The organism is Actinomyces succiniciruminis, from assembly GCF_900002405.1.
In the GTDB taxonomy this organism is placed as follows: Bacteria; Actinomycetota; Actinomycetes; order Actinomycetales; family Actinomycetaceae; genus Actinomyces; species Actinomyces succiniciruminis.
This window is the reverse complement of the sequence record NZ_LK995488.1, coordinates 22445-34610: the sequence shown is the minus strand read 5'-3', so window position 1 is coordinate 34610 and position 12166 is coordinate 22445. Positions and strand designations below refer to the sequence as shown.

General features: G+C 68.5%; 8 protein-coding genes and 1 pseudogene. 3 read left to right on the top strand and 6 right to left on the bottom strand.

The genetic code is table 11. The features are described 5' to 3' along the window. Positions 1-241 (bottom strand): annotated as a pseudogene (locus BN1056_RS05575) (hypothetical protein); the annotation flags it as partial. Positions 242-533: 292 nt separating this feature from the next. Between BN1056_RS05575 and BN1056_RS05570 the strand changes: the two are divergent. Then, the gene (locus tag BN1056_RS05570) at positions 534-2912 is read left to right on the top strand and encodes a 6-phosphofructokinase (RefSeq protein WP_210579672.1); all 2379 of its coding nucleotides are present in this window, start codon (positions 534-536) and stop codon (positions 2910-2912) included. A gap of 180 nt (positions 2913-3092) precedes the next feature. Continuing rightward, a complete protein-coding gene (locus tag BN1056_RS05565; protein ID WP_210579678.1) occupies positions 3093-4313 on the top strand; it encodes a chloride channel protein in 1221 nt (406 codons plus the stop codon). Positions 4314-4377: 64 nt separating this feature from the next. Here the strand turns inward: BN1056_RS05565 and BN1056_RS05560 are convergent, their stop codons facing one another. The 4 genes from BN1056_RS05560 to BN1056_RS05545 form a co-directional block, all read right to left on the bottom strand. Further along, positions 4378-6231 (bottom strand): alpha-glucosidase, encoded by a 1854-nt coding sequence (locus BN1056_RS05560; protein ID WP_210579671.1) that lies wholly within the window; start codon positions 6229-6231, stop codon positions 4378-4380. A gap of 190 nt (positions 6232-6421) precedes the next feature. Then, positions 6422-7342, bottom strand: a complete 921-nt coding sequence (locus BN1056_RS05555) for a carbohydrate ABC transporter permease (protein WP_108966789.1) — start codon at positions 7340-7342, stop codon at positions 6422-6424. Between the two features lie 6 nt (positions 7343-7348). Next, positions 7349-8284 carry a carbohydrate ABC transporter permease gene (locus BN1056_RS05550; protein WP_244671534.1) on the bottom strand — a complete coding sequence of 312 codons (936 nt, stop codon included), beginning with the start codon at positions 8282-8284 and terminating at the stop codon, positions 7349-7351. A 20-nt stretch (positions 8285-8304) separates the two neighbouring features. Further along, positions 8305-9573 (bottom strand): ABC transporter substrate-binding protein, encoded by a 1269-nt coding sequence (locus BN1056_RS05545; RefSeq protein ID WP_210579670.1) that lies wholly within the window; start codon positions 9571-9573, stop codon positions 8305-8307. A 142-nt stretch (positions 9574-9715) separates the two neighbouring features. On the opposite strand from BN1056_RS05545, the gene BN1056_RS05540 reads away from it, so the two are divergent. Continuing rightward, the gene (locus BN1056_RS05540; protein WP_210579669.1) at positions 9716-10876 is read left to right on the top strand and encodes an ROK family transcriptional regulator; all 1161 of its coding nucleotides are present in this window, start codon (positions 9716-9718) and stop codon (positions 10874-10876) included. An 809-nt stretch (positions 10877-11685) separates the two neighbouring features. Here BN1056_RS05540 and BN1056_RS05535 read toward each other — a convergent pair. After that, positions 11686-12087, bottom strand: coding sequence for an HIT family protein (locus BN1056_RS05535; protein ID WP_210579668.1), 402 nt, complete (start codon positions 12085-12087; stop codon positions 11686-11688). Between the last annotated feature and the right edge of the window lie 79 nt (positions 12088-12166).

Sequence of the window (12166 nt, the reverse complement as noted above, 5' to 3'; positions counted from 1 at the left end):
CGAGGCTCCAAGTGCCGGTGCCCGTGCGCAGCACGCCGCCCAGGGTCAGGGCCGCGGCGGCATCGCGGGAGGAGTCGACCAGGTACAGGACGAGGGTGGGCAGGACCACGACGCCCCAGCTGAGCGCCACCGCCTCCACGCCTGCGCGTACGGCCAACGGCCAGTCGGCGGGCAGGGCGGGACGCCGGGAGTCGTCCGGCGTCGGCGGGGGCTGTCGGCGCAGCCGATCCCTAAGGTTCATGCCCGCATCTCCATCCTGTTCAGGGGCGTACCTCCCGACGGCGTCGGGCTGGTCGGCACCGACACTAACCCGGTCCGGTGGGCGGGGCGCGCTAGGACACGGGCGGACGCGTGAGCGAGCCCCGGGCTGTCCCCAGGTGAACCGGGCAAAACGGGCGAACCGGGTAGTCAAGGTAAACGTAGTCAAGGTGAACAAGGTGTGAACGAGCCCGGGCGAGCCTGGGGCATGCGGCGCGGACCACACTAGAATCGGGGCCAGCACCAGGCACCGGACGCCCACGGAAGGACCCACGATGGCTAACGACGCGCTCATCAGTACTTCGACCGGCCCCGCCGAAGCCGCCGGTACTCCCCCCGCCTCCCCCAGCGATGAGCCCGTGCGCATCGGCGTGCTCACCTCTGGCGGTGACGCGCAGGGCATGAACGCGGCGGTGCGCGCCGTCGTACGGACCGCGCTGCGCATGGGCGCACAGCCGTACGCGGTCATGGAGGGCTGGTCGGGCGCCGTGGCCGGCGGGGATGGGATACGCAAACTGGAGTGGGACTCGGTCGGCTCCATCCTGCACCGCGGCGGCACCATCATCGGCACCGCCCGCTCGGCGGAGTTCCGCGAGCGCGCCGGGCAGCTGGCGGCCTGCCGCAACCTGCTGGAGCATGACATCGACCGGCTGGTGGTGATCGGCGGGGACGGCTCCCTGACCGGCACCAATGAGTTCCGTAAGAACTGGCCGTCTCTGGTGGCAGAGCTGGTTGAACGCGGGGACATCACCGAGCAGACGGCGGCCGCGCACCCGGTGCTCATGGTTACCGGGCTGGTCGGTTCGATCGACAATGACCTGGTGGGCGCGGATATGACCATCGGCGCCGACTCCGCCCTGCACCGCATCCTGGAGGCGATCGACGACATCTCCTCCACCGCCGCCTCCCACCAGCGCACCTTCATTGTGGAGGTGATGGGTCGGCACTGTGGCTACCTGGCGCTGATGGCGGCCGTGGCCGGAGGCTGCGACTACGTGCTCGTGCCGGAGCTGCCGCCCGCCGAGGGGTGGGAGGAGGACATGTGCCGCAAGCTCGCCAAGGGCCGGGAGGCGGGGCGCCGCGAGTCCATGGTGATCGTGGCCGAGGGGGCCACCGACCGCGCCGGCAACCCCATCACCGCCGACGACGTCAAGCGGGTCATGGCGGAGCGGCTCGGCGAGGAGGCCCGCGTGACCATCCTCGGTCACGTGCAGCGAGGTGGTAAGCCGAGTGCCTACGACCGCTGGATGTCCACCCTGCTGGGTTGCACCGCCGCGCGCGAGGTGGTGCTGGCCACCGCGGAGAGCGAGCCGGTGATCATCGCCGAGCGGCACAACCGCATTAGGCGTCTGCCCATGATGGAGCAGATCCGCGCCACCCGGGCCGTGAAGGACCTGGTGGCGGCCGGCGACTACCGGGGCGCGGTGGCGGCCCGCGGCTCCAGCTTCGAGCAGATGTTGGGGATCTTCGAGACCATGTCCACCCCACCGGAACTGGACCCGGCAGCAGAGGACACGCTGCAGGGTGCCGGCCGCGCCCGGCGGGTGGCGATCGTGCACGCGGGCGGGTTGGCGCCGGGCATGAACACGGCGGCGCGCGCTGCGGTGCGCCTGGGATTGGACCACGGCTTCACCATGCTCGGCGTTTACGGCGGCTTCCCGGGTCTGCTGGACGGGAACGTGCGCGAGCTGTCCTGGGACGACGTCGAGGGCTGGGTCGGCGACGGCGGCGCCGAGCTGGGCACGCGCCGGGATATCCCCACCATTGAGCAGCTGTACGCGCTGGGGCGGACGATCGAGTCCAATCAGATCGACGCCCTGCTGATCATCGGCGGTTTCAACGCCTACCTGGCCGCGCATGAGCTGGTCACCGAGCGGGACCGCTACCCCGCCTTCAAAATCCCGATGATCTGCGTGCCCGCATCCATTGACAACAACCTGCCCGGCTCCGAGCTGTCGATCGGGGCGGACACGGCCCTGAACAGTGCCGTGGGGGCGCTGGACGCGATCAAGCAGTCGGCGGCCGCCTCGCGTCGCTGCTTCGTGGCGGAGGCGATGGGCCGTCGCTGCGGCTACCTGACCCTGATGAGCGGTATCGCCACCGGCGCTGAGCGGGTGTACCTCAACGAGGAGGGGCTGACGCTGAAGAAGCTGGCCCAGGACTCGGCCCGCATGGTGGAGTCCTTCCGCTCGGGCCGCAAGCTCTACCTGGTGATCCGCAATGAGCGGGCCAGCGAGAACTACACCCTGGACGTGCTGGCGAAGATCTTCTCCGAGGAGAGCGAGGGCCTGTACGACGTGCGGCAGGCGCAGATCGGTCACCTGCAGCAGGGCGGCGACCCGACCGCCTTCGACCGCATCATGGCCACCAAGCTGGTGGCGCACGCGCTGGACCTGCTGTCTGACCAGTTGGACGCCGGAACCTATCACTCCAGCTACGTGGGGCTCGTGGAGGGGCGGATCACTCACCACCGCCTGGAGCATATGGATGAGGAACTGGACCTGACCGCGCGCCGCCCGCTGCACCAGTGGTGGATGGGGCTGCGCGGCGCCATCGGCCTGGTCAACAAGAACCTGGGGGTCATTCCCCCGCAGGAGGTTCCCGACTTCGGCCAAACGGTCGCCCAGGCGGCCTCCGCCGGGGAGACGGACTGAGACGCTGGCCGGTGTTCAAGTCGCGTTCGGCCGACCAGCGGCCCGACACGTGCCGGTAGGGTCGCGGGGGTGACCACGGATCCCGCCGCGTCCCCGCCCGGCGCCCCCACCCACACCTGTGTGCGCCTGTTGGCGGCCGCACTCGTCTCCGGTGTGGCGGCGGGCCTGATAGGCATCGCCATGGCCTTCCTGCTGGAGGGCTTCGAATGGCTCTTCTACGGGGTCGGCGAGGGCGCGCTCCCCCAGCGCGTGCAGGCGGCCGCCGCCTGGAGGCGGATCGCCGCGCCGGCTGTCGGTGGGCTGGCCGCCGGCGCCCTGTGGTGGTGGGAGCGATCCACCGGCGGCGTCGTCGGCGTGGAAGCGGCGGTTGGGGACGTCTCCGGCCGGTCCGGCCGCCATATGGGTCTGCTGCGTCCCTTCGCCGACGGCGTGCTCCAGGTGCTCACGGTGGGCGCCGGCAACTCGGTGGGACGTGAGGGCGCGCCTCGTCTCATGGCCGGGGCCGTCGCCGCCCGAGTCTCCTCCCGCCTCGGCCTGGAGCCGCGCACAGCCCGCACCCTGGTGGCCGCGGCGGCCGGCGCGGGCCTGGCGGCCATGTACAACGCGCCCCTGGGCGGGGCCGCCTTCGCCGTCGAGATCACCATGCTGGCGGGTATGCGCCGTCGGGGCGTGTGGTTGGCCGTGCCGGTGAGTCTGCTGGCCACGGTGGTCTCCTGGCTGCACTCGGGCGGGCGCCCCACCTTTCAGGTGACCATGGGCACGCCCGACACCGCGACACTGGTGGCGGCGTTGCCGGTGGCGGGGCTGGCAGCGCTGTTGGGTGTGGGCGCACGGTCGTTGTGGAGGCGATTCAAGGATCACCGACTGCCGGACACCTGGGCGCTGCCACTGGGCATCGGGGCCGCCGGGCTGCTTACGGGAATGGCCTCCCTGTGGCTGCCGGTGCTGCCCGGCAACGGTCGCGACGCCCTGGAGGCGGCACTGGTCTCTCCCGCCACCGCAGCCGCCCTGGCAAGCCTGCTCGGTGTCGTCGTACTCAAGCCGCTGTTGACCGGGCTCACGCTGGGGGCGGGCGCCACCGGCGGCCTGCTGGCTCCGTCCTTCGCCCTGGGCGGCAGTGCGGGCGCGGCGGTGGCGGTCGCCGCGAACCTGGCCGGCTGGCAGGTGAGCATTCCGGTGCTGGCACTCGTCGGCGCCGGCGCCGTGCTGTCGATCACGCAGCGAGCGCCCGTGTTCGGCACGGTGTTCGTGTGGGAGCTCGCCCGCGGGCCGCTTTGGGTGCTGGCCCTGATGGCGGTGGTCTCCGTATGCTGCTGGTGGCTGACGTCCGTCCCGCGGCATTGTCCGGATTCGGGACAAACGCCGCGGGTGAGCCCCGGACCGAATCCAGAAACCGCATGATTCCAACGATCCCGAAACCGGAGATCGGCAAGACTGGATCGTTTGTCCCGGATTCGGACAGTTCTCAGAACCGACGGCGCAGAATCACGGAGTCCCAGCCGGCCAGGGCGGGCACGCCGACGCCGGAGGCGGGCGCCTCCCCCGCCGGCAGGGAGGCCATGAGCACCCGCTCGCCGCCGGCCCACTCCCCCAGGTCCAGCCCCTCGGCCGCCAGTCGACCACGCAGGGCGGAACCGGGCCCGGTCTCCAGCCCGGCACGCGTGCACGAGGCGATCAGCAGGATCTGCTCGCGTTCGCCGTCGGCCCCCACGTGCTCGCGCAGCAGCGTCCAGGAGTCGGCGGCGTCGGCGTCCAGGAGCCGGAAGGTGCCCAGGGCGACGGCGTCGTCGGAGTGCCGCAGGTCGATCAGCGCCCGGTAGTGCTCGAAGACGCTGCCGGGCACGCCCACCTGGGCGGCGGCGTTGACCTCCGCGTAGTTGGGGGCCACGTCGATCCACGGGGTGCCGGAGGTGAAGCCGGCATTTGCGGTCGCGTCCCACTGCACCGGGGTGCGGGCGTTGTCGCGGGAGTTGACGGCCAGGCCGGCCAGCAGGGCGGTCGGGTCGTCGCCGACGCCGGTGCGCTCGCGGAAGTAGTTGATGGACTCCAGGTCCCGGTAGGAGTCGATGCCATGGAAGACGGTGTTGGTCTGGCCGAGCTCCTCCCCCTGGTAGACGTAGGGGGTGCCGCGGTGCAGGTGCAGGATGGAGGCGATGGTCTTGGCGCTCTTCTCCCGCCAGGCGGGGTCGTCGTCGCCGAAGCGGGAGACGGCGCGCGGCTGGTCGTGGTTGTCCCAGTAGTTGGAGTTCCAGCCGCGCTCGCCGGCGATGCGGCCGGTGGCGTCGACGTCGGGGGCGAGGGCGGCCTGCCAGCCGGCGAGGTTGCGCTTGAGGGCCACCCGGTCCAGTGGCTGCGGGTCGAATTTGCCGCCGGGGCCGTCGGTCAGGCCCACGTGCTCGAACTGGAAGACCATATCCACCTCGGCGCTCGCGGGATCGGTGAAGCGGGAGGCTTCGGCGGTGGTGACGCCGGGGGTCTCGCCGACGGTGATGATGTGTCGGCTGCGCGGGGCGAAGACCGCCTGGTTCATCTCGTGCAGGAACTCGTGCACGCGCGGCCCGTTGGCGACCAGTGCCGCGCCGTCGCCGTACAGGGCGCCGTCCGGGCGGGGGCCGTCGACGAGCGGGTAGGTCTTGGAGATCAGGTTGATGACATCCATGCGGAAGCCGTCCACCCCGCGGTCCAGCCAGCGCCCCATCATTTCGTAGACGGCGCGGCGCACCTGCGGGTTCTCCCAGTTCAGGTCGGGTTGCTTGGTGGAGAACAGGTGCAGGTAGAACTCCTGCGTGCCCTCATCCCACTGCCAGGCGGGGCCGGAGAAGAAGGATCCCCAGTTGGTGGGCTCGGTGCCCGGCTCTCCCGGCTGCCGGCCGGGGACCACCCGGGCGGGCCGCCAGATGTACCAGTCCCGCTTGGGGCTGTCCTTCGCACTGCGGGAGGCGGCGAACCAGGGGTGCTCGTCGGAGGTGTGGTTGACCACCAGGTCCATCACCAGGCGCATGCCGCGCGCGTGTAGGCCCGCGATCAGGGCGTCGAGGTCCGCCAGCGAGCCGAACATCGGGTCGATGTCCTCGTAGTCGGAGATGTCGTAGCCGTTGTCGTCCTGCGGGGAGCGGTAGACGGGGCTGAGCCAGACGACGTCGACGCCGAGGGCGTCCAGGTGGTCCAGGCGGGCGGTGATGCCGGGGATGTCGCCGTAGCCGTCGCCGTCGGTGTCCTGGAAGGAGCGCGGGTAGATCTGGTAGACGACGGCGCGGCGCCACCAGTCGGCGTCGTCTCCGACGTGGCGGGAGCTGACGATCAGCGGTGGATAGCTCATGTGGCGGCCTTCCGGATGGGGGTGTGCAGTAGCGGCTCGTCCCCGGGGCGCGGTACGACGACGTACCGCGCCCCGGGCGGGGTGCCGTTGCAGCCGGGCCGGCGGGTGGCGAGCGCCGGATCGGCACGTCACTGGTGCCTCGCGGCGGGTTGCCGGCGCCGGTCTCGGCGGGCTGAGAAGAGCCTATGCCCTACTTCTGGCTGCCGCGCATGACGCCGGAGATGACCCAGCGCTGAGCGATCACGTAGACGAGGAACATCGGGGCGATCGCCATCAGGTAGGAGGCGAAGGAGACCGGATAGTTCGTATTGAACTGTCCCTGGAAGACGTACTGGGCCAGCGGCAGGGTCGCCTTGGACTGGTCGGTCAGGATCACCAGTGGGAGCAGGAAGTCGTTCCAGGCCCACAGGCAGGTCAGGATCCCGACGGTGGCGTTCATGGGCGACAGCAGCGGGAAGATGATCCGCCAGAAGATTGTCCAGCGGCTGGCGCCGTCCATGGCGGCCGCTTCCTCCAGCTCCTCCGGGATGGACTTGATGAAGGAGGTGTACATCAGGATGTTGAAGGCCAGGCCGTAGACCACGTACAGCAGGATCAGGCCGGCCTCGTTGTCCAGGTGCAGCAGAGCGGTCTCCTTGACGACCGGCAGCATGATGATCGGGAACGGCACGAACAGGGCCGCCACGAAGTAGTAATACAGGCGGCGGAACCAGGGGCGGTGCATGTTTCGGCCCAGCGCATAGGCGACCATGGAATTGGACAGCAGCGTGAACACCGTGGCGCCGACGGTGATGATGGCGGAAGTCAGCACCCGCCGCGGGTAGGAGGTCATCTCCCAGGCGGTGGCGAAGTTGTCCAGGCTCCAGGACCGGGGCAGTGCCCAGCCGGAGGTGGCCAGTTCCTCGGGCGTCTTGAAGGCGGTGACCACGGTGAAGTAGAGGGGCACCAGTACGGTCAGGCTGAGGACGATCGCCAGCAGGGTGGTCCACCAGTTGGTGCGGCCGAATACGCCCTTGGAACGGCGGCGAACCCGGTATACCTCGGGGTCGGCGGTGCCCAGGCGGCTCTCAGCGGAGCCGGAGTTGTCAATGTTGGCGGTTGTGGCGGTCATGGAGGATCAGACCCTTTCCTGGCTCTGGGTGAAGCGCAGCTGGGCGAAGGACAGCAGCACCACGATGAGGAAGTAGATGACGCCGTTCGCCGTCTGGTAGGCGTATTCGCCGCCCTGGAAGCCGTTCTTGAAGATGAGGTAGGAGATGGACTGCGTGGCGGTGCCCGGGCCGCCGGAGGTCAGGGCGACGATCTGGTCGAAGACGCCCAGGAAGTTCTTGAACGAAAGCACCATGTTGATGCCCAGGTAGGGGATGATCAGCGGCAGGGTCATGGACCACAGCCGCCGCACCGGGCCGGCGCCGTCGATGGCGGAGGCCTCGTAGATCTCATCGGGCACGGTCTGCAGGCCGGCCAGGTAGATGATCGTGTTGTAGGCGACCGCCTGCCACACGCCGACGACGACGATCGCGAGCCAGGCCAGGTTCTCGTTTGCCAGCAGCGAGGTGCTCAGCCACTCCCAGCCCAGCGCCTGCCCGATCTGGGGCAGGTTGTTGGTGAACAGGTAGCTGAAGATGTAGGAGACCACCAGCACTGGCAGGATGTAGGGCACGAAGAACACGCCGCGGAAGAAGGTGCGCGCCTTCATCTTGGAGTTGAGGATGAGGGCTAGCCCCAGGGCGATGATGTTGGTCAGGATGGAGGCGACGATCGAGTACTTGAAGGTGAACAGGTACGAGCCCCAGATGATGTCATCGGAGAACAGGTTCTTGTAGTTGGTCAAGCCGACGAAGTGCCAGTCGCCGTAGCCCTTGAAGTTGGTGAAGGTGTAGAAGACGCCCGTCAGCAGCGGGATCGTCAGCAACACGGTGAAGACGAGGGCCGCGGGGACGAGCATCCAGATGAAGGCCGGGTCGACCTTCTTGGCCTTGTTGTCCCGAATCTTGTGGGATACGGCCTGCGGGTCGCCGGCCCGCGGCGCAGTGGCGGTTTGCGTGGTCATGGTGGTTCGGTCCTCCTGCCTCAGGCCGTCTCGTTAATGCGGCGGACGACCTTGTTCCACTGGGCGTCCAGCGTGGAGACCAGCTGGTCCAGGTCTCCGTTGAACAGGTACTGCTGGATGTAGGCGTTCAGGGTGATGGCCGGCGGGAAGTTGTGGTCGGAGTAGGTGGCCACGCGCCCGGCGTCGAAGTAGGGCTGGAGCCCCTCCAGGGCGGGATCCTGGGCGGATAGCGTCGTCAGGGTCGGGTAGGCGACCTGCTCGTCGCAGTAGGCGGTCATGTTCGCCTCATCCATCAGGTACTGGAAGAAGCGCAGGTTCTCCTCCAGGTGGGCCGGGTTCTCACCCATGGTCAGGGCCACGTCGACGCCGGAGACGACCTTGGTGTCGGCCGCGTCGTCGGCGGGAGCGGCGAAGGTGCCCAGGTTGATGTCCGGGTTGTAGGAGCGGATGGCGGGGATGGCGTAGGTGCCGTGCCAGTACATGGCCGCCTTGCCCTGAGCGAAGCCCTGGTTGCCGTCGTTGTAGCCCAGGGCGGCCTTGTCGGCGTTGCCGTACTGGATCGCCTGGTACATCTTCTCGAACACCGGGCTGAGCTCGGCGAAGGAGGTGCCGGAGTCGAGGTCGCGGCGCTGTTCGTACCAGGCGGCGACGCCGTCGGCGAGGAAGGAGCCGGACAGGGAGTTAAAGGCGGGTGCGCCGGTCCAGTTGTCCTTGATGGCCCAGTAGAAGGGATCAATCCCCTGGGCGGTGAACTCGTCACAGACTTCGATGAGCTCGTCCCAGGTGGTTGGCGGCTCGACGCCGGCGGCGTCGAAGACGTCCTTGTTGTAGATGATGCCCGAGCCGTTGTCGGCGAAGGCGACGCCATTGGTCTGGCCCTCACCACCGGTGCCGAGCGTGTCCAGGATGGACGCGATGGACGGGTTCACGCCGTCGAGCAGGTCGGTGCGGTTGAAGTCGTAGAAGATTCCCGTGTCTGCCAGGGCACCGTAGTTGTAGTCGCCGTTGATGGTGATCAGGTCCGGGGTGTTGCCCTTGACCAGGCGGGCGCGCAACGAGGTGATGTTGTCGGCCTGGAAGTTCTGGGTGACGACGATGTCCGGGTTGGCGGCATTGAAGTCCTCACAGATCTGATCGAACAGGGTGATGGCCTCGCTCTTGAACTGGAACAGCTCCAGGTGAACCTTGCCGTCTCCGGACGAGCAGCCGGCGAGGGTTCCGCCCGTGGCCGCGAGCGCCGCCGCCGTCGCCGTGCCGGCGAGGAAGGAGCGCCTGCTCAGTGCTCTCATGGGTACCTCCGTGCATCCTTGCTGAGGTTGGGGGGTGGGAATGCCACCGGTCGGTGGCAACACAGATTATTCTGCACCAGAAGAAACCCGTGCGCAAGCACACGGGCACAGGCGTCGACCCCGAGTCGGGCATGATGGAGTCATGGCCGACTCAAACGCCCCGGCCGGGCCCGCATCGCTCTGGACCGCTCTCAGCGACACCCAGCGCGAGATCGTGCTGGCCCTACTACGTTACGGACGACTACTGCGCCCCGAGATCATGCGCATCGTCGGCATCTCCCCCGGTTCGGTCACCCGACTGACGACACCGCTGGTAGAGGCCGGACTGCTCACCACGCACACACTGCAGGTGGCCGACACCGGGCGGCCGCAGTCCCCGCTGGAGGTACGCGCCGACGCCGAGTCCGTGGTGGGGGTTGGGCTGTCAACGAACTTGCTGACAGCGGTCCTGACTGACCTGCGCCTGGGCGTTCTCGCCACTGTGCGCCGCCCGCTTACGGGCCACTCCCCCGCAGAGATCGTCACCGAGTTGGCCGCCGCGCTCACCGATCTCGCCGGCGCTGCCGCGGACGCCCCGCCGCCCTCCTGCCTGGGGATCAGCCTGGGCGGCACAGCGCGCGACGGGCGCACGGTGGACGAGGCCGTGTTCTACGGCTGGCACCGAGTACCCCTGGCCGATTTCGTTGAGGCCCGGCTGGGCGTGCCGACCATTATCGGCAACGACCTGACCGCACTGACGCTGCGGGAGGCCTGGTTCGGAGTGGGACGGGAACACGGCCGCTTCAGCCTGCTCACGGTGGGTGCCGGCGTCGGCCATGGACTGGTAGTGGACGGCCAGGTCGTGACCAACGCCGACGCCGAGATGGGTCTGCTGGGCATGGTGCCAGTGCCCGACGGCGCCCGGCCGGCCAGCGCCGCAGCGGCGATGGACTGCCTGACCAATGAGGCGATCGAACGCACCTGGGTGCAGCGCGGCCACGACTGGCTGGCGGCGGCGGACGTCGTCGAGCTGGCGACCGCTGGTGACGGCGACGCCGTGTCTCTATGCGCTTCCTACGCGCGCAGGCTGGGGCGCTTGCTGGGCATGGCCGCGGCGTTCACCCTGCCCGAGGTCGTGGTAGTTGCGGGCGAGCGCGCCGCCATCGCCACGCTCTTCGAGGACGAGGTACAGCAGGGGATCGCCGCGGTGCGCCGTGCCAGTGCGACTCCGCTCGACGTGGTCGTGCGCGAGCACGACCGGGCCGAATGGGCCACCGGCGCTGCCGCCCTGGCCCTGCGTGCCCGAGTTCTGGGGCGGCTGTAAACGCGACCGACCGCCCCGAAACGGGCCCTTCGTGTTTGGGGGGTGGTGGGCAAGAGCGTCTGCTACGCGGGTTAGACGTTAACAACGCTACTTAACGGTCTGCTGTATACCTCGGAGCCCTTCAGCAGACGGTTAACAGGCGTTGTTAACCCCGAAGTGGCGTTGCAGACGTCCCCGCTTCCGGGCATGGGTATGTCGGCAGCCGACTTGGGCACGGCCGGCGGCCGATTCCGGCACGCCATGGTCAGCGCGGATGCGGGCGACCTCAAACGGGCCTGTCCGGTTTGAGGGTGCGGTGAGCTTGGGGGTGGGGTGAGTGCTGCCGCCCTGGCGGGTTGGGTGCTGGTGGGTGTGGGCGTGTGCCCGGGCGCCCCGCCGGAGGCGGAATGTCCAAATTCGGCACTATGGCCGTTGGCGACCGCTGGGGCCGATTTTGAAACCGCATGATTCCAACGTTTTGCCTGCGGCTGCCGGCGACGTCAGAGTCGTTTATGCCGATCCTGGACACTTTGGGCCGCCACGCACGGCACTCGGCGCCGACGGCGGGCCGCGAGTGGGCAGGCCGCCCGCGCACCCGACGTCACGCCGGAATCCAACACCACACCACTGGGAGCTGGTTTGCGTCTACCCAGCGACGACGTCCCCGTCGGCCCGAAAACGACCACTACATCACAGCCCCGGCCCGAACCAAAACACCCGCAAACATGAAGAGCCCTGTAAGCGACGCCGCGTTCTCAAACGGCGTCACGTAGCCGCAAGATCTCTTCCGTAAGGCGGCGCCGAAGTTCCCGATGAGCCTCACCTAGTGCCTATGCCGAACTGGTCCAGGACGACCGCGGATACAGCCACACCGGGTAGGGCCTGAGCTCGACCGACTCCCACTCATAACGAGGAAACACATGCGCGTGTAGGAAGGCGTCGGAGTTGCCGAGAATCTCGATGTTGACGCGACGGTACCCCGAGTCCATTTGTGAACAGACATTCTCAACCGCGCTGGCCACGAGGTCGACGTCGGCCAGGAAGGCGACTCGCCGCAGGCGAGGCAGGTCACTGAGCCGATCAACGCCAGGATGTCTAGTAATCGCGAGCGAATACCCCGGAAGGAACTGCGTATCGCCAATCACCGCGAAGGCCTCCTCCAACTCGGCAAGGACTGTCGGATTCGAACCATCAATCGCGGAGCCCACTCGGTCAGCACGCCAGTCAGTCATTTTTCACTCTCCCACAGTCTGGCAGGCAACCCACGGTCTAACCGAAACACTCTCGGTCGCAGCAGGCCAACTCCTATTA